The organism is Streptomyces sp. NPDC045026 (genome assembly GCF_056432625.1).
Map to the genome: position 1 here is coordinate 94,030 of NZ_JBWKIS010000019.1, position 24,271 is coordinate 118,300.

General features: G+C 70.3%; 17 protein-coding genes. 11 read left to right on the top strand and 6 right to left on the bottom strand.

The genetic code is table 11. The features are described from left to right. Positions 1-61: 61 nt before the first annotated feature. The 3 genes from AC07EJ_RS31530 to AC07EJ_RS31540 all read right to left on the bottom strand — a co-directional run bounded on the left by AC07EJ_RS31530 (position 62) and on the right by AC07EJ_RS31540 (position 3,932). On the bottom strand, positions 62-1,471 hold the full coding sequence (locus AC07EJ_RS31530; protein WP_393583226.1) for a M60 family metallopeptidase: 1,410 nt from the start codon (positions 1,469-1,471) through the stop codon (positions 62-64). Positions 1,472-1,740: 269 nt separating this feature from the next. Beyond that, on the bottom strand, positions 1,741-2,832 hold the full coding sequence (locus tag AC07EJ_RS31535) for a LacI family DNA-binding transcriptional regulator (protein ID WP_478885574.1): 1,092 nt from the start codon (positions 2,830-2,832) through the stop codon (positions 1,741-1,743). Positions 2,833-2,945: 113 nt separating this feature from the next. After that, positions 2,946-3,932: a hydroxyacid dehydrogenase gene (locus tag AC07EJ_RS31540; protein WP_478885575.1), complete on the bottom strand. Its 987-nt coding sequence runs from the start codon at positions 3,930-3,932 to the stop codon at positions 2,946-2,948. A 298-nt stretch (positions 3,933-4,230) separates the two neighbouring features. Between AC07EJ_RS31540 and AC07EJ_RS31545 the strand changes: the two genes are divergently transcribed. The 8 genes from AC07EJ_RS31545 to AC07EJ_RS31580 all read left to right on the top strand — a co-directional run bounded on the left by AC07EJ_RS31545 (position 4,231) and on the right by AC07EJ_RS31580 (position 15,165). Next, positions 4,231-5,187: an ABC transporter permease gene (locus tag AC07EJ_RS31545; protein WP_478885538.1), complete on the top strand. Its 957-nt coding sequence runs from the start codon at positions 4,231-4,233 to the stop codon at positions 5,185-5,187. A 91-nt stretch (positions 5,188-5,278) separates the two neighbouring features. After that, positions 5,279-6,139, top strand: coding sequence for a carbohydrate ABC transporter permease (locus tag AC07EJ_RS31550; RefSeq protein WP_393583456.1), 861 nt, complete (start codon positions 5,279-5,281; stop codon positions 6,137-6,139). A 61-nt stretch (positions 6,140-6,200) separates the two neighbouring features. Then, positions 6,201-7,874 carry an extracellular solute-binding protein gene (locus AC07EJ_RS31555; protein WP_393583223.1) on the top strand — a complete coding sequence of 558 codons (1,674 nt, stop codon included), beginning with the start codon at positions 6,201-6,203 and terminating at the stop codon, positions 7,872-7,874. Continuing rightward, positions 7,871-9,313, top strand: a complete 1,443-nt coding sequence (locus AC07EJ_RS31560) for a M1 family metallopeptidase (protein WP_478885539.1) — start codon at positions 7,871-7,873, stop codon at positions 9,311-9,313. The genes AC07EJ_RS31555 and AC07EJ_RS31560 overlap by 4 nt, the downstream gene beginning before the upstream one ends. Positions 9,314-9,321: 8 nt before the next feature. After that, positions 9,322-11,550, top strand: coding sequence for a right-handed parallel beta-helix repeat-containing protein (locus tag AC07EJ_RS31565; RefSeq protein WP_393583220.1), 2,229 nt, complete (start codon positions 9,322-9,324; stop codon positions 11,548-11,550). Positions 11,551-11,779: 229 nt separating this feature from the next. Further along, entirely contained in the window at positions 11,780-12,808 is a 1,029-nt protein-coding gene (gene tdh / locus AC07EJ_RS31570; protein WP_389481344.1) for an L-threonine 3-dehydrogenase, read from the top strand. Between the two features lie 59 nt (positions 12,809-12,867). After that, positions 12,868-14,082, top strand: a complete 1,215-nt coding sequence (locus AC07EJ_RS31575; protein WP_393583218.1) for a glycine C-acetyltransferase — start codon at positions 12,868-12,870, stop codon at positions 14,080-14,082. A gap of 183 nt (positions 14,083-14,265) precedes the next feature. Further along, complete coding sequence (locus tag AC07EJ_RS31580) at positions 14,266-15,165, top strand: LysR family transcriptional regulator (RefSeq protein WP_389481338.1); 900 nt, start codon at positions 14,266-14,268, stop codon at positions 15,163-15,165. A gap of 16 nt (positions 15,166-15,181) precedes the next feature. On the opposite strand, the gene AC07EJ_RS31585 is transcribed toward AC07EJ_RS31580, so the two are convergent. Beyond that, positions 15,182-16,195, bottom strand: coding sequence for a LacI family DNA-binding transcriptional regulator (locus tag AC07EJ_RS31585; RefSeq protein WP_389481520.1), 1,014 nt, complete (start codon positions 16,193-16,195; stop codon positions 15,182-15,184). Between the two features lie 260 nt (positions 16,196-16,455). Here AC07EJ_RS31585 and AC07EJ_RS31590 point away from each other — a divergent pair, with 260 nt between their 5' ends. The 3 genes from AC07EJ_RS31590 to AC07EJ_RS31600 all read left to right on the top strand — a co-directional run bounded on the left by AC07EJ_RS31590 (position 16,456) and on the right by AC07EJ_RS31600 (position 19,283). Further along, positions 16,456-17,319: an ABC transporter permease gene (locus AC07EJ_RS31590; RefSeq protein ID WP_389481336.1), complete on the top strand. Its 864-nt coding sequence runs from the start codon at positions 16,456-16,458 to the stop codon at positions 17,317-17,319. 63 nt (positions 17,320-17,382) lie between these two features. Next, a complete protein-coding gene (locus AC07EJ_RS31595; RefSeq protein ID WP_389481333.1) occupies positions 17,383-18,411 on the top strand; it encodes an ABC transporter substrate-binding protein in 1,029 nt (342 codons plus the stop codon). Positions 18,412-18,461: 50 nt separating this feature from the next. After that, positions 18,462-19,283: an ABC transporter ATP-binding protein gene (locus tag AC07EJ_RS31600; protein ID WP_478885540.1), complete on the top strand. Its 822-nt coding sequence runs from the start codon at positions 18,462-18,464 to the stop codon at positions 19,281-19,283. A gap of 113 nt (positions 19,284-19,396) precedes the next feature. Here AC07EJ_RS31600 and AC07EJ_RS31605 read toward each other — a convergent pair whose 3' ends face one another. Continuing rightward, on the bottom strand, positions 19,397-20,242 hold the full coding sequence (locus tag AC07EJ_RS31605; protein ID WP_478885541.1) for a sugar phosphate isomerase/epimerase family protein: 846 nt from the start codon (positions 20,240-20,242) through the stop codon (positions 19,397-19,399). A 15-nt stretch (positions 20,243-20,257) separates the two neighbouring features. Beyond that, complete coding sequence (locus AC07EJ_RS31610; RefSeq protein ID WP_478885576.1) at positions 20,258-23,674, bottom strand: ThuA domain-containing protein; 3,417 nt, start codon at positions 23,672-23,674, stop codon at positions 20,258-20,260. Positions 23,675-24,271: the final 597 nt, after the last annotated feature.

A 24,271-nucleotide genomic window follows, 5' to 3' on the forward strand; every position in this document is an offset into this window, starting at 1 on the left:
TCGGTCAGGTCGGCAGGTGGCTCAAGTCGGTCGAGCCAGCAGGTCAGTCCGGTCGCTCAAGTCAGTCGGTGAGCGTGGCCGGTTCGACGGTCGGCTTCGGCAGCTGGAGCGCGGCGATCTCAGCGCGTCCGGTGTCGTCGATGGGGAAGGCCCAGTCACGCACGAAGAAGTCCGTGAGATCGCGCCCGGAGACCCGGCTGGCGTAGGTCGACAGGGCGCGGTACCGCTTGGCCGTCTCCGTGTAGTCGGACTGGGGGTTCTCCTCACGCACGAGCCGGTGCAACCGCGGCCAGAAGTCGTCGCCGAAGGCCAGCTCCAACTGCCGCAGCGGCACGAGCTTCTCGTAGGCGCCGAAGGAGTTCTCGTACGTCAGCCCGTCCGTGCCGAACTTCGCGAACGCGGACTGGAAGGGGTTGAGGCCGGTCTTCGGGTCGGCGGTCAGAAGGTTCGACGGCTGGCCGAGGGCCCGCTGCACCGCGAGCGAGTAGATGTTGACCGTGACCTCGGTCAGGCCCGTCGGCTTGTACGCCATCTGCTGATGCAGGTGGCCGAGTTCGTGGTACAGGCCCCAGCCCCGGCTGCGCAGTCCTTCGACGGTGGTGGCGCGGTCGAGGTAGGCGCGCGGGAAGCCGTTGTAGCCGTGCGTGGCGTAGGCGCCGACTCCGGACGGGACCACCGACACCTCGGTGAAGTGGTAGCCGCCCGCCTTCGGCCGGTGCACCGGCTTGGACCCGTCGAGCCCGCTGATCCGCGACTCGGCCTCGATGATCTCCTCGACGAGCCGGAGCAGCGCCGCGTGGTCCTGGTCGCGGTACTGGAGCCCGCCGTCGCGTGTCAGCGTCATGATGGTGCGCGGCGCGTGCAGCTCGACCACGGGTACGTCGGTGAGCGTGTCCAACTGCCGCTGGTAGTCGGCCTCGGAGGTCCGGCCGAGCGTGAAGACCGGCATCGCGGTAGCGCCCGACCTGAAGGTCACGGCGGCGTGCTCGCCGTGACCTTCGAGGGAGAAGTAGACGGGACCGCCGTGCGGATCGGTGACCGTGTTGGCACCGGGCTTCAGGGTGTAGCTGCGGGGCTCCGTCACCGTGCCGTAGTAGTCCCACTGCCCGATCCAGAGCGTGGGCACGAGGCCGTCGTGGGGCAGCACGTCGATGCGCAGGGCGTTCCCGGGCGGGACGTACTGTCCGGTCGGCTGGAACTCGGTGGCGCGCAGGGCCTGTCCGAGCCGTAGCCGCTCGGCCTCGGCGGAGGGGCGCGCGGTGAGCGGGACGGTGACACCGCGCGCGGCGTGGGCACTCGCGGTGCCGGTACCGAGGAGCGTGGCGGCTCCGGCGCCGGCCAGGGCGGCGAGCGCCGCACGACGGGAGAAGCCCGAGGCGACGGCGGAGGAAGCGGGGGCACCGCTGGCGGCGGTGTCGGCGGGGGCAGCGGCGTCGGCCGAGGCGGCGGAGGACATACGGGCAGGGCGCATCCGGAGACTCCCATGGGGATCAACAGCATCGGAGTGGTGTGCGGGCTGCGCGCCAGCATGTAAGCGTTTGCTATCCCGCCGCAAGAGGGTCCGGCAAGTTTCTGTCTGTTACTACGGCCTGAGGGGGAAACCGGTGAACAGCGCCCGGGCTGAGAGTCGTTGAACGCTGCCGGGCGGACTGCCGAGCGGACCGACAAGGGGAGTGCCAGGCGGGGCTCCAAGGCGAACGCCAAGCGGAGCCCTGAGCGGAACGCCGGCCGCCGCCCGCCTCACCCCCGACGCTGCCGCCCCCCACGCGGCGCCACGGAATCGCGGACGACCAGATGCGTCCCGAGGCGCAGCGTGCCCGTGGTCGGGGCCCGCCAGTCGTCCTCGTCGCCGCCCGCGAGGGCGACGCGGACGGCCTGGCGGCCCATCTCCTCGAGCGGGATGTGCACGGTGGTGAGGCGCGGCCGCAGCTCCTGCGCCACGGGTACGTCGTCGTAGCCGACCAGGGAGACGTCCTGCGGCACCCGCATCCCGGCCTCCTCCAGGGCCTGGGCGGCGCCCGCCGCCACGATGTCGTTGGCCGCGAAGACGGCGGTGAACTCCGGCCCGTCGCGCAGCAGTTCCGTCATCCGACGGTGCCCGAACTGGCGGCTGAACGCCCCGGGCTGCACGAGTGCCGGATCACGCGGCAACCCGCGCTGTTCCAGGGCGCGCCGGTGTCCGGCGATCCGTTCCTTGGTGGTGGACAGCCCCGGCGGCCCGCCCAGGTACAGGATCCGCTCGTGCCCCTGTGCCAGGAGGTGGTCGGTGATCGCGAAGGCGCCGCCCTCGTTGTCGTACTCGACTCCGACCGTCGGCGCGTCCTTGCCGAGGGAGGGGCGGCCGCACAGCACGAGCTTCGAGCCGCCGGCGTCCAGTTCGCGGGCGCGGCGGGCGAGTTCGGTGCGGTAGCCCCGGTCGGCGACGCTGCCGCCGACGAGGATCACGGCGTCGGCGCGGCGCTCGTGCATCAGCTCGATGAAGGCCAGCTCGCGCTGCGGGTCGCCCTGGGTGCTGCAGACCAGGCAGAGGCGGCCGCCCGCTGTCGCCTCGCGTTCCACGCCGCGTGCGATGTAGGCGTAGAAGGGGTCGACCACGTCGCTGATGATGATGCCGACCGTGCGTCCGGAGACACCGGCCAGTGCGCGGGCATGGGCGTTGACCACATAGCCCAGCTCGCGCATGGCCTCCTCGACGCGCTCGCGGGTGGCGGCCGCGACCGGGTAGTTGCGGTTCATCACGCGGGACACGGTCGCGGTCGACACGCCCGCGAGACGTGCCACGTCCACGACGGTCGCGCGCCGCCCGTTCGCCGTCGAGCCCTGCCGGGGCATCCGGACCTCCCCCTGGTCGTCGTGGTCGTCCTGACCGTCCTGGTCACCGCTCCGCGCGGCGGGCCCCACGGCCCTCTCGTGGGCAGAGCCTATGGCGTCCGCAGGGCGCTCGCTCACGCGATGCGCTCCAGTTCTTCGAGGAGTACGGGGTGGTTGAGCGGCACCCCGCGCGCGTAGCGGGCGAGTTCGTCGACGGCGAGGGCGCCGAGCCGCCCCACCTCGTTGCCCTGCGCCCCCGCCAGATGCGGGGTGATGAAGACGTTGGGCAGGTCCCACAGGGGGTGGTCGGCGGGCAGTGGCTCGGGGTCCGTGACGTCGAGCACGGCGTCGATCCGCCCACTGACCAGGTGCGCGGTGAGGGCCTGGGTGTCGACGAGAGGGCCGCGCGCGGTGTTGATCAGCAGGGCGCCGGGGCGCATCAGCGCGATGCGCCGTTCGTCGAGCAGGTGGTGCGTGAGGGGGGTGGACGGCGCGTGCAGGGTCACGACGTCGCTGGTGGCGACGAGGGTGTCGAGGTCTGTGCGGGTGGCCCCGAGCAGCTCCGCCTCGGCGGCGCTCACGTACGGGTCGTGGAGCAGTACGTCGGCGTCGATGGAGCGCAGCAGCTGGATGACCCTGCGGCCGGTGCGTGACGCGCCGACCACGCCGACGGTGATGCCGTGCGTGCCGAGCCAGTGGTGGCGGTCGAGGTCGGCCGCCGTGCGGTGGGAGCGGCGGGAGCGGAAGAGGTGGGCGAGCGGGAAGGTCCGCTTGGCGCCCATGATGATCGCCGCGAGGGTGAACTCCGCGACGGGTACAGCGTTGGCGGCCGCGGCGGACGACACCGCGATGCCGCGCCCGTACGCCTCGGGGGTCAGGAACGTCTTGACCGTGCCCGCCGAGTGGATCACCGCGCGCAGCCGCGGAGCCCGGTCGAGCACCTCCGTGTCGACGGGCGGGCAGCCCCAGCCGGTCAGCAGGACCTCGCACTCCGCGAGGGCGGCCTCCGCCTCGGGGCTCCCGAACTCGCTCACCACCTGCGGCGGCCGGATGTCCGCGGACTCCTCCAGCCGGAGTCGTACGGCGGGCGGAAAGACGTCGTCGAGCAGGCCCGCGTCCATCGCCAGGACGGTACGGGGTCTGCGTGGGGGCCGTGTGGAGCCGGCGGAGTCGGCCTGGACCGGCGACTCGTCAGTGGTACGCACCCTGCCTCCGGACAGTAAACGTGTTCTATGAAGTCACCGCACGCTAGGGATCACGAGGGGTGAGCGTCAAGCATGCCGACCCTGACCCTCGACCGTCTTAGCGCGAGATAGTGCCAAATACCCGTCAGGAACGGGCGGTTGAAAAACTCGCTTAACCCAGGTGTTGCCCAGACCTATTGACGTGAGGGGTAACCGATTACTAACTTGCCGCCCCATGGCTGACACAACGCCCTCCCCGCCGCGGGCAGTTCACCGCCTCTCGCTGGGGCAGCGGCTCAAGCGGGACAAGGTCATGCTGCTGCTGACCCTGCCGGGCCTGCTCTATTTCTGCGTGTTCCACTACGTGCCGCTCCTCGGCTACGTGGTGGCGTTCCAGGACTACCAGCCGTACCTGGGCTACATGCACAGCGCCTGGTCGGGCGTCTCCAACTTCACGTCCGCTTTCGCCGACCCGGCGTTCTGGTCGGCGACCGGGAACACGCTGAAGATCGCGCTCGTCCAGCTGGTGTTCTTCTTCCCGGTCCCCATCGCGCTCGCGCTGCTGCTCAACAGCGTCGTCAGCGACCGGGTCCGCCGGTTCGTGCAGAGCGTCGTCTACCTGCCGCACTTCATCGGCTGGGTCATCATCGTCTCGATCTTCCAGCAGATCCTCGGCGGCGCCGGCGTCCTGCCCGACCTGCTCGCCCAACTCGGCCTGCCGCGCTACGACATGACGACCGACCCGGCCGCCTTCCCCTGGCTCCTCACCCTTCAGGTGGCCTGGAAGGACGCCGGCTGGGGCACGATCATCATGCTCGCCGCCCTGCTCAACATCGACCGCGGCCTGTACGAGGCGTCGGCGATCGACGGGGCGGGGCGCGCCCGGCGCCTGTGGCACGTCACGCTGCCCGGCATCTCCCCGGTGATCATCCTGCTCCTGATCCTCAACCTGGGGCAGATCCTCTCCGTCGGCTTCGAGCAGATCCTGCTCCAGCGCGACGCGGTCGGTCCCGCCGCCGGTGAAGTCCTCGACACCTACGTGTACTTCCACGGAATCAAGAACAACGACTGGGGCACGTCGGCGGCCGTGGGCCTGGTCAAGGCGGTCATCGGCACCGTCCTCGTCCTCGGCGCGAACAAGTTCGCCCACCGGCTCGGCCACGAAGGGGTGTACCGCGGTGCTGACCGCTGAGACGCAGACGGCGGCTGCCGGACGCCGCACGCGCAAGCCGGCCGCGACGGCCGGGACCGGGATCAGGGTGTCCGACGGCCGCCCGCCGTGGATGGAGAAGCCCACCCGAACCGGCCTGTTCTTCAAGGGACTTGTCTTGGTCCTGGTGGTCGCGGCCGTCGTTTACCCGCTGCTCGGTGTGATCGGCACGAGCTTCGCCTCGCAGTCCGACATCATCCGCAGCCCCGGCCTCGTCCTGTGGCCCGACCACCCGACGCTGGAGGCGTACCGCACGGTCTTCGGCGGCGGTGTCGTCACGCACGCGCTGCTCATCTCCGTCGTCGTGACGCTCGTGGGCACCACGACCAGCGTCCTCGTCACCATCGGGATGGCGTACGGTCTCTCGCGCCGCGAGGTCACCGGCTCCCGCTTCATCCTCATGACGGCCCTGTTCACGATGCTCTTCGACCCGGGCATCATCCCCAAGTTCCTCACCATCAAGGAACTCGGCCTGTACAACACCCTGGCCTCGCTCGTGCTGCCCACCATGGTCAGCGCGTTCAACCTGGTCGTCCTGCGCTCCTTCTTCATGAACCTGCCCGAGGAGCTGTATGACGCCGCGAAGGTGGACGGCGCGGGCGACCTGCGCACCCTGGTGCGCATCGTGCTGCCTCTGTCGAAGGCCGTCATCGCCGTGATCAGCCTGTTCTACGCGGTGACGTACTGGAACGCCTTCTTCAACGCGATGCTCTACCTGAGCGACAACGACAAGTGGCCGCTCTCCATGGTGCTGCGCACCTTCGTCCTCCAGGGCCAGTCCCTCGAAGGCGCCTCGGCCGGTGAGGCCCTCGCGCCGCAGCAGGCCGTGCAGATGGCCGTGCTCGTGATCGCCGTCGTGCCGATCCTGTGCGTCTACCCCTTCCTTCAGCGCTACTTCACCAAGGGCGTGCTCACCGGCGCCATCAAGGGCTGACGCCGCACAGTCCCTTCTCACCCCCCGCGCCCATGTTCCCTCCGTCACCGAGGAGTTCCCCGTGCCGCGCTCCACCTCCATCCATCGCAGAACCCTGCTGAGGGCGTCCCTCGGCCTGGGCCTCGGACTCGCCGCGGCGCCGCTGCTGACCGCCTGCGGTGACGGCGGCGCCGCGGAGAAGTCCGCCGCGAAGAGCCGCAAGGTGCTGCCGTCCACCGTCACGGCCAACACCGTCAGGGCCGACCTCCCCGGCACGGCCGCCGGTGTGCCCAACGCCTTCTACAGCTACCCGAAGACCCCGGTCCGCTCCGTCCAGGGCACTCCGCTCAAGGGCGCCAAGACCGTCAAGGCGTTCACCGAGACCTACGCGCCGCCCGCCCCGGCCCGCGCCAGGAACGCCGCCTGGCAGGCGATCGAGAAGCGGCTCGGCGGCACGGTCGACATCACCGCCGTGGCCGCCGACGACTATCCGGCGAAGTTCTCGACGATGGTCGCGGGCGGTGACCTCGCGGACGTCTTCCTGTATCCGGAGACGGGCGGCGTCGACCACAAGGCGGCCTTCCTCGCCGCCGAGTGCGCCGACCTCACCCCGTTCCTGTCCGGCGACAAGGTCAAGGCGTACCCGAACCTCGCGGCGATCCCGGCGAGCGCGTGGCAGCAGGCCCTCTACGGAGACAAGCTCTACGGCGTCCCGGTCACCCGCTACGGGACCTCGGGCGCCGGCTTCTACCGGCACGACCTGTTCAAGGAGGTCGGGGTCGACAGCCTCGACCAGATCACCGACCTGGACCGCTTCTTCGAGGTCTGCAAGGAGCTGACGCAGCCGAAGAAGAAGCAGTACGCGATCATCGCCAACGCCGTCAGCATGCTCGCCATGTCGGCCGGCGCCCCCTACTTCTGGTCGATGGACAGGAAGACCGGCAAGTTCACCGCCGACCTCGAGACCGACGAGTACCGCTCCGCCGTCGAGATGGCGGCCAGGCTCTACAAGGCGGGCTGCTACTACCCCGGCACCCTCGCCATGACCGGCGCCCAGAAGGCCCAGTACACGGACCTCTTCAAGAACGGCAAGGGCGCCTTCGTCTACGACGGCATGCCGACCTACCTCCAGCCCGCGAGCGGGTACGTCGACGCGATGGCGGCCATCGACAAGAGCTTCGACGTCCGCCCCTTCGTGCCGATCGGCAAGAGCGCCGTGACGTGGACGGACAACGCGACGCTCAGCGAGTCCTTCGTGAAGAAGGCCCCCAAGGAGCGCGTCGAACAGGTCCTCCGCCTCCTCGACTTCATCGCGGCGCCGTTCGGCTCCGAGGAGTACACCCTCATCAACTTCGGTGTGGAGGACACCGACTTCAAGCGCGACGCCCAGGGCAACCCCGTCCTCACGGACCGCGGCAGCCAGGACATCGGCGTCCCCTGGGGCAAGCTCTCCTCCGGTATCCCGGCGATCTTCTCCACCACCTCCAAGGACGCCGTCGGCTACGTCCACGAGGCGTACAAGAAGCTCGTTCCGATGCAGGTCAGAGCCGACTACCTGGACTACACGTCCCCCACCTGGGACTCGAAGGGGTACGGCAGCCTCTACACGCTCAAGCTCGACGGGATCAAGGACATCGTCTCCGGCCGCAAGTCCATGAAGGACTACGACGCCCTGGTCAAGGACTACCTGGCGAAGGGCGCCGAGCAGTGCCGCTCCGAATTCGAGGACGCCGCCCAGAAGGGAGCCGGCAAGTGACCCGCACCGTACGCGCCGCCATCGCCACCGCCGCGGCCGCCGCGACCCTCGCCCTGGCCGCGCCCGCGCAGGCCCACCCGTTCGACCCGAAGCCCGGCGCGGACGGTGTGGGGGACCCGCTCTTCCCGACGCTCGGCAACGGCGGCTACGACGTCCGGCACTACGACCTGTCCTTCGACTTCACGCCGGTGACGTACGACTTCAGCGGCACCATGAAGATCAGCGCGAAGGCCACCCAGGACCTCTCCTCCTTCAACCTCGACGTCGACTCGCTCGCCATCGACGCGGTGCAGGTCAACGGCAAGGAAGCGGCCTTCGCCGTGTCGCTCGGCAAGAGCGGCCAGGAGCTGACGGTCACCCCGGCCGGAGGCTTGCACGACAACCGGCCCTTCGAGGTCGCCGTCACCTATCACGGCAACGGCAAGACCAAGCCCGTCGGCGTCCCCGGCTGGCGCTACATGAGCGACGGAGGGTTTGCCTCCGCGGCGCAGTCGTCCCGCGCCGACACGTTCGCGCCCGTCAACGACACCACGAGGGACAAGGCGAGCTGGACCTTCCACCTCACCGCCCCCGACGGCTGGACACCCGGCGCCAACGGCACCCCGACCGGCACCCGCCCGGCAGGGGAGGGGAAGACCACCTCCGACTTCCGGCTCGACGCGCCCATGGCCTCCGAACTCCTCGGCATCTCCGTGGAGAAGCAGACGCTCCTCACCGGCAAGGGGCCGCACGGAGTGAGGCTGCGCCACTACGTACCCGACGACCAGGTCGCCACCTACCGGCCGATCGTCGAGCAGACCGGCGGCCAGATCGCCTGGCTGGAGAGGACCCTCGGCGTGCGCTTCCCGTTCGACACCTACGGGATGCAGATCGTCCGCGACGGCTACAGCGACGCGTTGGAAAACCAAACCCTGTCACTGTTCGGGCCGGGCTGGTTCAAGGACACGTCCACGTCGACGACGTACACGAACGTCATGGTCCACGAGATGACCCACCAGTGGTTCGGCGACTCCGTCACGCCCACCACCTGGCAGAGCGCCTGGCTGAACGAGGGGCCCGCCGTCTACTACGCGGCCCTGTGGGCCGACCAGCAGGGCACCGCCTCCATGGAGGACAAGATGAAGACCGCCTACGGCAAGCTCGACGCCGTGCGCAAGACCGACGGGCCGCCCGGACTGCCCACCGAACTCGGTGGGTTCAACATCTACGACGGGGCCGCCGTCGTGCTCTACGCCCTCAATCAGCAGGTGGGACAGGCCGACTACGACGCGATCATGAAGTCCTGGCTCACGAGGCACCGGCACGCCAACGCCGACTCCCAGGACTTCATCGACAACGCGGTACGGGTCACGCACGACCCGTCGCTGCGGCCCTTCCTGGAGGACTGGCTGTTCAGCAAGGACAACCCGCCCATGCCCGGCCACCCCGACTGGAGCTGACGCCGCCCATGAACGGCACCCGCATCGCCGTCGCCCTCGCCGCCACGGCCGCCCTCCTGTCCACCGCCCCCGCCGCACACGCCGACCCGTCCCCCCGCGTCCTGCACGCCGCCCCCGACGGATCCGGCACGGCCTGCACGCACGGCAACCCCTGTTCCCTCGACGGCGCCCGCGACGCCGCCCGCACCGTCGAGGGGCGCGACGTCCGTGTCGAACTTGCCGACGGAGCCTACGCGTTGAGCAGACCCCTGGAGCTCGGTGCGGCCGACTCCGGGCGTGACGGGCACACCGTCACCTGGGCGGCCGAGCGAGGCGCCCGCCCCGTCCTCTCCGGCGGCAGGTCCCTGAAGGGATGGGACAGGAACGGCGACGGGACCTGGACCACGCACGCCCCCGAAGGCGTCACACCTCGCCAGCTCTTCGTCGACGGGGTACGCGCCGTGCGCGCACGCGGCGCCTCGTGCGCCGCCTCCGTGTGCGACGCCACCAAGACCGGCATGACCGGCGCGAAAGCCACCGGCATCGCCTCCTGGGCCCGCCCCACCGACGCCGAGGCCGTCATCAGCGTCCGCTGGCGCAACTACCACTGCCGCATCGACTCCGTCACCGGCGACGTCCTGACCTTCGCCCAGCCCTGCTGGACCAACTCGGCCTCCGGAACGAACCGCACGGGCCCCGCCTGGGACTCCACCACGGTCGACTCGACGCGCTACGCGAAGGTCGCCTACTTCGAGAACGCTCCCGAACTCCTCGACCAGCCGGGCGAGTTCGTCTGGAACTCGGATGCCCGCACCCTCACGTACCTGCCGCGCAAGGGCGAGGACATGCGCCACCCCGAGGCCGTCACCCCCGCCACCGAGCGTCTCCTCGTCCTCGACGGCGCCCACGACGTCCGCGTCGAAGGCATCGCGCTCCTGTACGCGGCCTGGCACCAGCCCTCCACCGACGAGGGCTACGCCGGTATGCAGGCGGGACTCGTGCTCACCGGCGCAACCGGCCCCGTCGACCACGCGGGCCGCTACTACACCAAGCCCTCCGCCGCCCTCACCGTGCGCGGCGGCAGACATGTGACCGTCGACCAGGTCGAGTTCAGCCACCTCGGCGGCGCCGGCGTCGTGTTCGAGGCCGGTACGCAGGATTCGAAGGTCACCCGCTCCCGCTTCACCGACCTGTCCTCCGGAGCCGCCTACATAGGGGACACGGAACCCATGCCGGCCCCTGAACTCGCGGGCGCGCGCAACACGGCGGCGTACAACACCATCCGCAGCACCGGTGTGGAGTTCACCGACGCCGCCGGTATCTGGGCCGGCTACGAGGCCGCCACCGTCATCGACCACAACACCCTCGACGACCTGCCCTACTCGGGCATCTCCGTCGGCTGGGGCTGGAACCAGCCCGAGGCGCAGAAGTCCGTCCTGCGCGACAACCGGATCACGGACAACCGGATCACGAACGTCATGCGCGTCGAGCACGACCAGCACGACGGCGGCGCCATCTACACCCAGGGCGCCCAGCCCGGCACCGTCATCTCCGGCAACTACATCAACCGCAGCGCCTTCGGCAACACCGAGCGCGACGGCAACGGCATCTACCTCGACGAACAGTCCAGCCACATCCGCGTCGAGGGCAACGTCCTCACCCGCCTCGGCTACAAGTGGGTCTCCAACTGGGCCGACTACGGCATCGACAACCACGCCACCGGCAACTGGACCGACACCGACGCCCCGGCACTCGCCGGCACCGGCTCCGCCATGACCGACAACCACACCGAGCTCGACCGGCTCCCCGCCGACGCGCTGAAGGTGGCCGCCGCCGCGGGCGCCCAGGGCAACGGCCGCGTCGAACAGCTGCGCCCCGACCTCGCCCGCACCGGCACCGCCTCGCAGTCCTCCACGGACGGCACCGCCACCGCGGCCGCCGCGACCGACGGCGACACCTCCACCGACACCCGCACCCTGTCCGAGCCGGGCGCCTGGTGGCAGGTCGACCTGGGCTCCGTACAGCATGTCGGCCAGGTCGAGGTCTGGAACAACGCCTCGATGACCACGGCCGCCTTCGACGTCCAGCTGGCCCGCACCGCGGACTTCGCCGACGCCACCACGCTCCACGTCCCGGGCAAGGCCCTGCGGCCCACCGTCCTGGACGCGGGCAAGGACACCGAGGCCCGCTACGTACGGATCAAGCTCACGGGAACGGGACGCGTGGCCCTCGCCCACGTCCTGGTCCACCCCAGGTAGCTCCGGTGGAGCAGTAGCCCTGGTGAAGGCCTGAAGGAAACCTGCGGCGGCGCTTAAGAAATCCTCGATGGACCGAGAGCGCCGCCGTACGGCAGATTTGCCCCGTCGGCAGCAGGGCGCGCCGTAGCCGCACCAAGGCGCCCGCCCGTGCTGTCATTTCACTCTTCCCCTCGCACGGCGGCCGGTCCCGGCATGCCGCGACGCGGGGTGCGACGACGGGAGCCGTGCGTTGAAGGCGCTGGTCAAGGAGAAGTCCGAGCCGGGACTCTGGCTGACGGACGTGCCCGAGCCGGGCATCGGCCACGGAGACGTGCTGATCAAGGTCCTCAGGACCGGGATCTGCGGCACCGACCTCCACATCCGCAACTGGGACGGCTGGGCGCAGCAGGCGATCAGCGCGCCGCTGATCGTCGGCCACGAGTTCGTCGGCGAGGTCGTCGAGACCGGCCGTGACGTCGCCGACATCGCCATCGGCGACCGCGTCAGCGGCGAGGGCCACCTCGTCTGCGGCAAGTGCCGCAACTGCCTCGCCGGGCGGCGCCACCTGTGCCGGTCCACGGTCGGGCTCGGCGTCGGACGCGACGGCGCGTTCGCCGAGTACGTCGCCCTGCCCGCCGCCAACGTGTGGGTGCACCGCGTGCCCGTCGACCTCGACGTGGCCGCGATTTTCGACCCGTTCGGCAACGCCGTCCACACCGCCCTGTCGTTCCCGCTCGTCGGCGAGGACGTCCTGATCACGGGCGCCGGACCCATCGGCCTGATGGCCGCCGCCGTCGCCCGGCACGCCGGCGCCCGCAACGTCGTCGTCACCGACGTCAGCGAGGAGCGGCTCGACCTGGCCCGCAAGATCGGCGTCAGCCTCGCCCTGAACGTCGCCGAGTCCACGATCACCGAAGGACAGCGAACGCTCGGCCTGCGCGAGGGCTTCGACGTGGGCCTGGAGATGTCGGGCAACCCCGTCGCCATGCGCGACATGCTCGCCAACATGACCCACGGCGGCAAGATCGCCATGCTCGGCCTGCCCGCCGAGGAGTTCGCCGTCGACTGGTCCCGGATCGTCACCTCGATGATCACGATCAAGGGCATCTACGGCCGCGAGATGTTCGAGACCTGGTACGCGATGTCGGTCCTCCTGGAGGGCGGCCTCGACCTCGCCCCCGTGATCACGGGCCGCTACAGCCACCGCGACTTCGAGGCGGCCTTCGACGACGCGGCGAGCGGCCGCGGCGGCAAGGTCATCCTCGACTGGGAAGGCTGAATTTCTGGCTCGGTGAGCCCCCGACCTCCTGACCGACCTCTTCTTTAAAGGAAGTCACCATGTTCGACTCCGTACGCGACGGTCTCCAGGCCACCCTCGACGAGATCGCCGCCGCGGGCCTGCACAAGCCCGAGCGCGTCATCGGCACCCCGCAGTCCGCGACGGTCGCCGTCACCGCGGGCGGCCGCCCCGGCGAGGTCCTCAACTTCTGCGCGAACAACTACCTCGGCCTCGCCGACCACGCCGAGGTCATCACCGCCGGCCACGAGGCGCTCGACCGCTGGGGCTACGGCATGGCCTCCGTCCGCTTCATCTGCGGCACCCAGGAGGTCCACAAGGAGCTCGAGGCGCGCCTGTCCGCGTTCCTCGGCCAGGAGGACACGATCCTCTACTCCTCCTGCTTCGACGCCAACGGCGGCGTCTTCGAGACACTCCTCGGCGAGGAGGACGCCGTCATCTCCGACGCGCTGAACCACGCCTCGATCATCGACGGGATCCGCCTCTCCAAGGCCCGCCGCTTCCGCTACGCCAACCGCGATCTCGCGGACCTGGAGCGGCAGTTGAAGGAGGCGCAGTCCGCCCGCCGCCGCCTCATCGTCACCGACGGCGTCTTCTCCATGGACGGCTACGTGGCGCCCCTGCGCGAGATCTGCGACCTCGCCGACCGCTACGACGCCATGGTCATGGTCGACGACTCGCACGCCGTCGGCTTCGTCGGCCCCGGCGGCCGCGGCACCCCCGAGCTGCACGGCGTCATGGACCGCGTCGACATCATCACCGGCACCCTCGGCAAGGCGCTCGGCGGCGCCTCCGGCGGCTACGTCGCGGCCCGCGCCGAGATCGTCGCGCTGCTGCGTCAGCGCTCGCGCCCGTACCTCTTCTCCAACAGCCTCGCCCCGGTGATCGCGGCCGCCTCCCTCAAGGTCCTCGACCTGATCGAGTCGGCGGGCGAACTGCGCGAGCGGCTCACGGCGAACACGACGCTCTTCCGCACCCGCATGGCGCAGGAGGGCTTCGACATCCTGCCCGGCGACCATGCCATCGCGCCCGTCATGATCGGCGACGCGTCCGTCGCGGGCCGCATGGCGGAGCTGCTCCTGGAGCGCGGCGTGTACGTGATCGGCTTCTCGTACCCCGTCGTCCCGCAGGGCCAGGCCCGGATCCGCGTCCAGCTCTCCGCGGCGCACTCCACCGAGGACGTGAACCGGGCCGTGGACGCGTTCGTCGCGGCCCGCGCGGAGCTCGACGCGGAGTCCGCCGGGACGGCCGGCTGACCTGGGGCCTGTCCGGCGGATCATGCTGGGGTGAGGGGTCCGGCACGCCCTCCCCGAGCTCTTGAGGAGCAGGGTGACCCCCATGACCCCGTTCGCGGACATTCACGGCCACCCGGTTCCGGCCTGATCCGCCGGACGGGCCCCGGTTCGGACATCGGCGGCACATTTGGGAGAATCGGTCGCATGATCGAAGCGCGGCGGCTGCACATCCTCCGTGCGGTGGCCGACCACCGCACCGTGACGGCGGCTGCCGCCGCGCTCTATCTGACCCCGTCGGCGGTCTCCCAGCAGCTGACCGCCCTGGAGCAGGAGACCGGCCACCGGCTCGTCGAGCGGGGCGCCAGAGGCGTCCGGCTCACCCCGGCGGGCGAGATCCTGCTCACGCACACGAACGCGGTCCTCGCCCAGCTGGAGCGGGCGGAGGCCGAGCTCGCCGCGTACAGCTCGGGGGCGGCCGGCACGGTCACCGTCGCCGCGTTCGCCACCGGGATCGGCCTCGTCGTCGCCCCGGCCCTGATGCGGCTCGCGCGGACGGCGCCCGGCATCCGGATCCGCGTCCAGGACGCCGAAGGCGACGCGAGCCTGCCGATGGTCCTCGACCGGCAGGTCGACGTCGCGGTCGCCGTCGAGTACCGGGGCGCGCCCGGCGCGGACGACGCCCGCCTCACGCGCGTACCGCTGTACGCGGAGCCGTTCGACGCGGTGCTTCCCGCGGCGCACCGGCTCGCCGCGTCCGACCGGGTGCCGCTCGCCGAGCTGGCCAAGGACACCTGGATCGGCCCGTTCCCCGGCAACCCGTGCCACGACGTGGTGGTCCTGGCCTGTGAGCACGCGGGTTTCCAGCCGCGCGTCGAACACTCCTCGGACGACTTCCGCGCCGTCGTCGCCCTCGCCTCGGCGGGCGCGGGCGTCGCCCTGGTCCCGCGCTCGGCGCTGCGCGGCATGGACCTGTCCGACGCGGTCGTCCGCCCGGTCGACGGCGTTGCCCCGACCCGCAGGGTCTTCGCGGCGGTCCGCTGCGGAGCGGAGGAGCACCCCCTGATCAGGCCGGTCCTGGAAGCGCTCGGGGAAGCTGCCGAGTAACCGAGAGGCCACCTGATCACCCCGGTGTCCCCGTGCTCGCCCGGATCCGTACCTCGCCCACGATCCGCTCCACCCGCGAGCGCGGCCCCCTCGGTTCGCGCAGCGCGAGGTCGAGGGCGGCGCGGCCCATGCCGGTCAGGGGGAGGGCCACCGTCGTGAGGGGCGGGGTCAGTTCGCGGACCAGCGGGATGTCGTCGAAGCCCGCGAGGGAGATGTCCTGAGGGACGCGCAGCCCGTGGTCGCGGAACGCGGCGAGCGCCCCGACGGCCATCACGTCGGTGACCGCGAAGACGCAGGTGGGCCGCGGGCCCCGGCGCAGCAGTTCGCGCGCCGCCGCGTAGCCGCCGTCGCGCGTGAAGGCGCCCTCGACCACGCACCCGTCCGCGATTCGCACCCCCGCCTCGGCGAGCCCCTGCCGAAAGCCGGTCAGCCGGTCCGCGACGGTCGTCAGCCGTGCGGGCCCGGCGAGCACCCCGAACTCCCGGTGCCCGAGGCCGAGCAGCGCTCGGGCCAGCGCCGCCGCCCCTGCCCGGTTCTCCGGCAGCACGGTGTCGACGCGCAGACTGCGGTGCCGGCTCACGACCGCGACCCGGCCCCCGCCGCGCAGATAGGGAGCGATCTCGGAGTCCAGCGAACGCTCCCACGCGGGATCCTGGAAGCCGGAACCGATGAGCAGAATCGCGCGGGCCCGCTGCGCCCGCAGCATCGAGATGTACGCGATCTCGCGCTCGGGCGCGCGGAACGTGCTGGACAGCATCACCAGCAATCCGCGCTCGGCGGCCCGCGCCATGATGCCGCTCGCGACCGCGGCGAAGTACGGGTCGCCCACGTCGTGGCAGATGACGCCGACGGTGTTGTTGGAGGCGCTGGCGAGGGCCTGCGCGTGGGCGTTCGGGATGTAGCCGAGTTCGTCGGCCGCGGCGCGGACCCGGCGCAGCAGGTCGTCGCGGACGCGGGTGGTGCCGTTCAGGGCGCGGGACGCCGTCGCGGGGGAGACCCCCGCCGTGCGGGCCACCGCGTCGAGGGTCACGTGCGGTTCTTGCGGATGCCCGTGCGGTTCGCTCACTCTGCCCCCTCGGATTCCGGTTGCGGCACCGGTCACAGGAAACTTCGGAACGGCCTATTGACCCTGTGCTCCACGAGTCATTAGCGTGGCTGACATCGTATCAGAAAGCGCTTTCTGAAAGCGATTTCTCGTCTTCGTCACCGTCCCGCCTGTTGTTCCGATACCTCGCGAATTCTGTTACCTCAGCTCTCCTCAACTGCCTCCCGATTCCGTAGGAGTTCATCGTGAGTCAGAGCACACTGCCTGCAACTCCCGCCGAGACAAGGGGAGTTGCCGACCGGCAGGCGCCCGGACTGCGCCGGCGCGCCGCGGACATGGCCGAGCGGAGCTGGCGCCCGGTCGCGCTGCTCGTCGTCTGTTTCGTCGCCTGGTGGGTGATCGCCGCGGCGGAGCTGGTCGAGCCCTATCTGGTGCCGTCACCGGGCCGGACCCTCGACGTCATCCTCGACAAGCCGGACTATCTCTGGCAGCACACCTGGGTGACCACGTACGAGACGCTGCTCGGCTTCGTCATCGCCGTCGGTGTCGGCATCTTCTCCGCCGTGATCATGGTCTACTCGTCGACCGTCGAGAAGACCCTCTATCCGATCCTGCTCTTCGCCCAGGTCGTCCCGAAGATCGCGATCGCGCCGCTGTTCGTGGTCTGGCTCGGCTTCGGCATCGCGCCGAAGATCCTCATCGCCGTACTCATCGCGTTCTTCCCGGTCGTCATCTCGATGGTGACCGGACTCAAGGCCGTGGACCCGGAGATGCTCCAGCTCTCCGCGACGATGGGCGCGAGCCCCTGGCAGACCTTCCGGAAGATCCGTTTCCCGGCCTCCCTGCCACACCTGTTCTCCGGCCTCAAGGTGGCCGTCACGCTCGCCGTCACCGGCGCCGTCGTCGGTGAATTCGTGGGCGCCAACGAGGGGTTGGGCTACGTCATCCTCCAGGCCAACGGCAACCTCGACACCCCGATGCTCTTCGCGGGCCTGCTCGTCATGTCCTTGATCGGTGTCGTGCTGTTCGTCCTCGTCGAGATCGCCGAGAAGCTGCTCCTGCCGTGGCACGCGAGCCGCCGCGACGTCGCGGCGACCACGGCGTACTGAACGCCGGCACCGCCCGGGAACCTCCCCGGACCACCCAACGACCGCCGCCAGAAGGGCCGCCTCATGCACGCGCGCAGACTCCTGACCGGACTCGTCCCCCTGACGCTCGTCGCCCTGACGGTGACGGCCTGCGGAGACGACTCCGGCTCCACGTCGACCAGCGACTCCGGCAAGAAGCTCGACAAGGTCACGCTGACGCTCAACTGGTATCCGTACGGCGAGCACGCGCCGTTCTACTACGGCAAGAAGCAGAAGATCTTCGAGAAGCACGGCATCGACCTGGAGATCCGCGCGGGCCAGGGCTCGCAGAAGACGGTGCAGGCCACCGGCGCGGGCCAGACCGACTTCGGCTGGGCCGACACCCCCGCCGTGCTCGCGGGCGTGGACCAGGGCGTCAACGTGAAGAGCCTAGGCGTGTTCCTCCAGACGACGCCCGCCTCGGTGCAGTCGTTCGCGAGCCAGAACATCAAGTCCCCGGCGGACCTCAAGGGCAAGACCATCGCGGGGACGGCGGGCGACGCGCTCTCCAAGACGTTCCCCATCTTCCTGAAGAAGAACGGCCTCGCCGAGTCGGACGTCAAGGTCCAGAACACCGATCCCGCCGGCAAGATCGCCGCCGTCATCTCCGGAAAGACGGACGCCCTCCTCGGCTACGCGAGCGACCAGGGCCCCACCATGCAGGACAAGGCCAAGAAGGACGTCTCGTACCTCCGCTTCTCCGAGCACGGTCTCAACTTCTACTCCGACGGCCTCATCGCGGGCCCCAAGACCCTTCAGGGCAAGGGCGATCTGGCCAAGCGCATGGTCGCCGCCGTCAGCGAGTCCTGGGCCGCCGCCGAGAAGAGCCCCGAGCCGGCCGTCGCCTCCATGAAGGGCGCCTCCGAGCAACTCCCGCCGGAGACCGTGCTGTCCGAGCAGTTCAAGACCACCCTGACCCTCCTGCACACGGACGCGACGCAGGGCAAGGCGCCCGGCGCCAACACCGAGGCCGACTGGCAGCAGACCATCGACGTCTTCGCCCAGGCGGGCTTGGTCAAGAGCCCGAAGCCGGTGGCGGACTACTGGGATTCGGCCAACGGGATCAAGGACTGAGAAACCCGAGTGCGAACCCGTTCCGGACAGCTCACAAGGAGAGCCGCACGATGCCGAAGGACGCGACACTGAAGAAGGCCGACGGGGCGAGCGGACACGTCGGGGCCGCCGTGCGCGCGACGGATGTCGACGTCCGCTTCCATACGAAGAAGAAGGACGTCACCGCGCTCACCGACGTCTCGCTCGACGTCGCGGCCGGTGAGTTCGTCGCCATCGTCGGACCGTCCGGCTGCGGCAAGTCCACGCTCCTCAAGCTCGTCGCGGGGCTCCTTTCGCCCTCGTCCGGTGAGGTCAGCCTGTACGGCGAGCGGGTGCGCGGCCCGCGCCACGACATCGGGTACGTCTTCCAGCGCGCGGCCCTCCTGGAGTGGCGCTCGGCGCGCCGCAACATCCTGCTCCAGGCGGAGATGCGTGGCATGCCCGCCGCCCAGGCACGCGCGCGTGCCGACGAACTGATCCGGATGACGGGCCTCACCGGCTTCGAGGACGCGTATCCGCACGAGCTGTCGGGCGGCATGCAGCAGCGGGTCGCCCTGTGCAGGGCCCTCCTGCACGAGCCGCCCGTCCTGCTCATGGACGAGCCGTTCGGCGCGCTCGACGCGCTCACGCGCGAGCAGCTCAACGTAGAGATGAACCGCATCTGGCGGCAGACCCGCACCACGGTCCTCCTGGTGACCCACTCCATCCCGGAGGCCGTCTACCTCGCCGACCGGGTCGTCGTCATGAGCCCGCGCCCCGGAACCGTCACCGAGATCATCGACGTCGGCCTGCCGGCCGAGCGGGACTACGCGCAGACGCTCGCGACCCCAGAGTTCCGCGCGGCGACGAGCCGCATCCGCGAGCTCCTTGGAGCGGTCTCGGCGCACGACTAGCTCCTACGCGTAGGCCTTACGCGCAGGCCTCGGAGCACGGCAGGGACCCCGCACCCCGAGACGCCCTCTGCGAGCGTCATGGGGTGCGGGGCCCCTTCTCATCTCCCGCTTCCTCAGTACCGCAGCGCCGCCAGATACTCGTAGCTGTTACGGGCCGTCGCGAACGGGTCCTTCGGGGTGTCGTGTTCCACCAGCCACTGCCTGACGCCGCCGGCCTGCGCCTTGTCGAACATGGCGGCGAAGTCGAGCGTCCCCGACCCCACGTCGGCGAACCCGCCGTCGGGCGCCATGTCCTTCACGTGCAGGGCGGGGAAGCGGCGCCGGTGCCGCACGAAGTACGTGGCGGGATCCGCGCCGCCCTTCGACGCCCAGTACACGTCCAGCTCGAAGGCGACCAGATGCGGATCGGTCTCGCGGACGAGGATGTCGTACAGGTTCTCCCCGTCCACCACGTCGTGGTCGCCGTCGTGGTTGTGGAACAGGACGGGGCCGAGACCCGCCTCGCGTGACGCGGCCCCGATCCGGTTGAACTCCCTTGCCGCTTCCCGGTATCCGGCCACGCTGTGCATCGAGCCCGGCAGGCTGGGCACCACCGGCCACTTGGCGCCCAGGGTGTGCAGATCCTCCAGCGCCTGCGGCAGGCCGCTGCCGGTCAGCGTCGTGTATGCGACATGCTCCAGGACCGCGCGCAGACCGACGGTGTCGAGCATCCGCCGAATGTCCGCCGCCCCGTACCCGTGCCGCCCGCTCACGCCGACCGTCGCGTACCCGATCTCCGCGAGCTGCGCCACGGTGCCGACGAAGTCCGTCGCGAGGACGTCACGCATCGTGTAGAGGTGCATGCCGATGCCGCCGCGCGGGATGCGCCGCCGCTGCCCGGCCGACGCGGGCAGCGCCGTGCCGACCGCCGCCGCGAGCCCCAGCGACGTACCGAGAAAGGCCCTTCTGCTGCTTCTCATGCCACTCCTCACCCCTCACTTCACCGTGATCCGGACCGAGCCGGTGGTCGTGTCGCCCTTGTCGTCGGTGACGGTCAGATGCGCCGTGTACGCACCCGCGCGCGCGTACGCGTGCTGGGCGTCGGCACCCTCCGTACCGCCCGGCTTGACGTTGTCCCCGAAGTCCCAGTGGTACGAGGCCGCGGTACGGCCCTCCGGGAGCTTCACCGTCCCCTTGAGGGCGACGGTGAGCGGCGGCGCACCGCTCTCGGGCGTCGCGGTCACCTTCACCTTGGCGCCCTCGCGCTTCTCCACTCCGGGCCCGTTGAAGTGCAGCCAGTCGACCGCGAACAGGTCGGGCTTGTCGGCGCCCCACTGCGGGTTGGTGAAAACGGCGTACAGCGGGAACGTGCCGTCGTAGTCGGCCAGTTGGGTTGTGGGGGACACCACGTTGCCCCAGTCTCCCGTGTTCGGGACGGACACCTTGCCGAGCAGCTTGCCGGTGGGGGAGCCCACGCGGAACTCGACGTCGCCGCCGATCCCGCCCGACGCGGCGCCCACGGTCACCGAGTCGACGCCCTTCAGGTGCACAGGGTCGAAGGACACCCAGTCCCCGTCCTCGATCTCGGTGAGCCGCTTGCCGCCCGACGCGTCCGCGCGGCTCGCGACCACGACACCGTCGTGCGCGCCGCCGGTCTTGGTGAAGTGCTCGGCCTCACGGAACGACGTACGCAGCGAGAGTGACGCGGACCCGGTCAGCGCGGGCACCCCGCCCTCCCCGCCCTTGTCCTCGTACTGGGCACTCATGCCGTAGTACAGATTCTGGCCGGGACCGTGGCTGTCACCCGCGTCCGTCACGATCTCCCCGGCGCATCCCGTGTAGTTGTCCAGCGGATGCAGATGGGAGTCGTGGCCGAGCTGGGACTGAACCACGACGCGCGAACAGTCGATCGGACGCCCGTCCTCCCGGTCTGTCACCTTGATCTTGAACGGAATGGTGTCGCCGAAGCTGAACGTCCCGCCGTTCGGCGGCTGTTGGATCGTCACCTCGGGCCGGGTGTTCCCCACGGTGATGTCCTGCACGGCAAGACCGGTGAGCCCGGTGGGCCCGGTCACCGTCAGCCGCGCCGTGAACACGCCGTTCTCCGTGTACGTGTACTTCGGGTTCGCGTCGGTCGAGTCGGTCGTGCCGTCCCCGTCGAAGTCCCAGGCGTACGTGACCGGTTTGCCGTCCGGCAGGCCCGAGCCCGCGCTGGAGAACGTGACGGCGAGGGGAGCCGAGCCGCTGTCCGGCGCCGCCGCGGTCCGCGCGTCCGGGAGGCGGCTGTCGGCTACGTAGTCGATCCGGTAGATGCCGGCGCCCTCGTTGCTGCCGCCGCGGCCCGTACCGCTGCCGAGCCCGAAGTCGATGACGTACAGCGCCCCGTCGGGACCGAAGTCCGCGTCGAAGGGCTGGTTCCATTTCATGTCGCCGAACACGGAGTTGATGGACTGCAGGTCACCGGCCTCGGCGGGCGCGAATCGCGGATCCGTGAACGTCTGGTCCTTCTCCTGGATCGAGAAGGTCTTGAACCACTGCCTGGTCAGCTCGTAGTTGAACCACTTCCCGTCGAAGTATTCAGGGAACTTGGTCTTGTTGGGGTTCGCAGGGTCGTAGGCGTAGACGGGACCGCTCATCGGGCCACCGCCCCCGGTACCGAGCTCCGGGAACTGCTCCGACGCGGAGTACGCGTACCAGACCGTCGCCGCCTGCGCGGGCGGCAGGTCGCGCAGGCCGGTGTTGTTCGGCGAGTCGTTCACGAGGTGGCCGCAGTCGAACTTCGCCCCGGACTTCCCCGTCCCGAAGTCGTAGTCGTTGAACGGCGTGTTGTCGCCGATGCAGTACGGCCAGCCGTAGTTCCCCGCCTTGGTGATGCGGTTGAACTCCACGGTGCCCTCGGGCCCGCGGTCGGCCACCGCGTCGCGCGCGTCGGGACCGTAGTCACCCATGAGCAGCGCCCCACTGACCGGATCGGTCGTGATCCGGAACGGGTTGCGCATGCCCATCGCGTAGATCTCCGGGCGCGTCCTGTCGGTGCCGGGCGCGAACAGGTTCCCCTCGGGAACACCGTACGTCCCGTCGGCCTTCGGAGTGATCCGCAGCACCTTGCCGCGCAGGTCGTTCGTGTTGCCCGCGGTGCCCTGCGCGTCCCAGGCGCGACGGCCCTCGCGCTCGTCGATCGGGTTGAACCCGTCCGACGCGAAGGGGTCGGTGTTGTCGCCCGTCGCGATGTAGAGGTCACCCTTGTTGTCGAAGGCGATGGAGCCCGCCATATGCGAGTTGGCGCGCCCCTCGCCCCGCCAGGTCGGCAGAGTGAGCAGACGCTTCTCAGACGCGGGGTCGACCTTGCCGCCCGACTCGGTGAACCGCGACAGATTGATCCGCTTCTCGGTCTTGTCGGAGTTCAGCAGATAGATCCAGTGGTTGTCCCGGAACTTCGGATCGAGCGCGAGCCCCAGCAGACCGTCCGACTGGCTCGTCATCTCGGGTGTGTAGGCGAGGTCGAGCGCCGTGGTGACCTTCAGCGTCGCCTGATCGATGATCTTCAGCTTGCCGGTCCGCTGGATGAAGAACACGCGCCGGTCCGGCGCGACGGCCAGCTCGAAGGGGTCCGCGAGGTCGGCTGTGGCGAGCGGGGTGCGCTGGAAGCTGCCGGTCCTGGTCGCCGAGCAGTCACCCGGCTTGTCGCCGGCCGCCCACTGGATGCCGCCGAGTATGTGCTGGAGGAAACCGGCTTCCTCGAACGCCGACTTGGCGTGGCCGCCCGCGGTGAACCAGGAGCGGCCGCCGTCGTAGTTCTGGCACCACGACCACGGATGGTCGACGCCCTCGTCGAGGCCGGTGACCCCGTCGCGCACCTTGATCTGCGCGAGCGTGTGCACCTTCCCGGTGGGGTTGGTGCGCCAGTTGTACCACTCCTCCGTCCGCTCCCAGAGCTCCGGAAGCCCCTTCGTGGACGGGTGCGCGTGGTCAAGGACCTTGATCCGGCCCGTCTGTACGGCGGGATGCTGGTCGAAGATGGCTCCGACGAGCCCCTCGTACCAGCCCCAGTCCCGCTCGCTGGCCGACGCGGCGTGCAGTCCGACCCAGCCGCCGCCCCCGCGGACGTACTTCTGCAGGGCCGCGCGCTGGGCGGCGTCGAGCAGATCGCCCTTCTCCGGCGTCGAGTTGGTGTTGTTGAAGACGATCGCCTTGAAGCGGGCGAGGTTCTCGTCGGTGAACGCGGCGGCGTCGTCGGTCGCCTCGACCTCGAAGCCGTTCTCACTGCCGAGCTTCTTGATCGCGTCGATGCCCGCCGGGATCGAGTCGTGGGCGAAGTTCGTCACCTTGGAGAAGACGAGTACGCGGTACGAGGCGGCGGCCTCTGCGCGCGGCGGAGCCGCCAGGCCGAGACCGACGACGAGGGCGACCAGCGCGAGGAGGACGGTCCAGGGGGAGCATGGGCGGTGGCGTCGCGTATAAGGGCTGCGTGAGCCGCGTGAGCTGCGTGAGCCGCGAGGGCTGTGTGAGCTGTGTGGGCTGTGTGAGCTGTGTGGGTTTCGCGGGTTCCGCGCGGTGGGCGCGGGAGGTCCGTGTCTCCCGGACGGTACGGGTGTGGCGGAACTCGTAGAACTCATGGCGCTCCCTGGGCTGTTGGCCGGTGGCCGACTCGGGCGTGCGGTGAGTGCTGCGGGAATGCCGGAGCGCCTGGAAGCCGAAGCTTAGAAAGCGCTTTCCCGATGGCGTCGTTCAGCGTAGGTTCCGGGTGGAGAGGGGTCAATGGGTCGGAACGGGCCGGGGGATGTGGTGGGGGTGGTGGGGGTTGCGGGTTTCGCGGGGGAGCCGGTGCCGGTTCGCGCGCCAACCGCCGGACCGGCAGGCGGGTAGGCGGGCAGGCCGGCGGACCGGCGGACCGGCAGGCGGTTAGGCGGGCGGACCGGCATGCGGGCAGGCCGCGCATGTGCTCCGACCGGCGCGCCGGGCGCGCTCGAATCGGCGGACCGGTCGCCCGCGCACGCGCTCCGACCGGC

Bases quoted from the DNA above. Each gene is read 5' to 3' on its own strand.
- AC07EJ_RS31535 (WP_478885574.1), bottom strand. From the start codon at position 2,832: ATGCCCCGGCAGGGCTCGACGGCGAACGGGCGGCGCGCGACCGTCGTG.
- AC07EJ_RS31575 (WP_393583218.1), top strand. From the start codon at position 12,868: ATGTTCGACTCCGTACGCGACGGTCTCCAGGCCACCCTCGACGAGATC.
- AC07EJ_RS31545 (WP_478885538.1), top strand. From the start codon at position 4,231: ATGGCTGACACAACGCCCTCCCCGCCGCGGGCAGTTCACCGCCTCTCG.
- AC07EJ_RS31600 (WP_478885540.1), top strand. From the start codon at position 18,462: ATGCCGAAGGACGCGACACTGAAGAAGGCCGACGGGGCGAGCGGACAC.
- AC07EJ_RS31540 (WP_478885575.1), bottom strand. From the start codon at position 3,932: ATGGACGCGGGCCTGCTCGACGACGTCTTTCCGCCCGCCGTACGACTC.
- AC07EJ_RS31565 (WP_393583220.1), top strand. From the start codon at position 9,322: ATGAACGGCACCCGCATCGCCGTCGCCCTCGCCGCCACGGCCGCCCTC.
- AC07EJ_RS31580 (WP_389481338.1), top strand. From the start codon at position 14,266: ATGATCGAAGCGCGGCGGCTGCACATCCTCCGTGCGGTGGCCGACCAC.
- AC07EJ_RS31550 (WP_393583456.1), top strand. From the start codon at position 5,279: ATGGAGAAGCCCACCCGAACCGGCCTGTTCTTCAAGGGACTTGTCTTG.
- AC07EJ_RS31605 (WP_478885541.1), bottom strand. From the start codon at position 20,242: ATGAGAAGCAGCAGAAGGGCCTTTCTCGGTACGTCGCTGGGGCTCGCG.
- AC07EJ_RS31595 (WP_389481333.1), top strand. From the start codon at position 17,383: ATGCACGCGCGCAGACTCCTGACCGGACTCGTCCCCCTGACGCTCGTC.
- AC07EJ_RS31530 (WP_393583226.1), bottom strand. From the start codon at position 1,471: ATGCGCCCTGCCCGTATGTCCTCCGCCGCCTCGGCCGACGCCGCTGCC.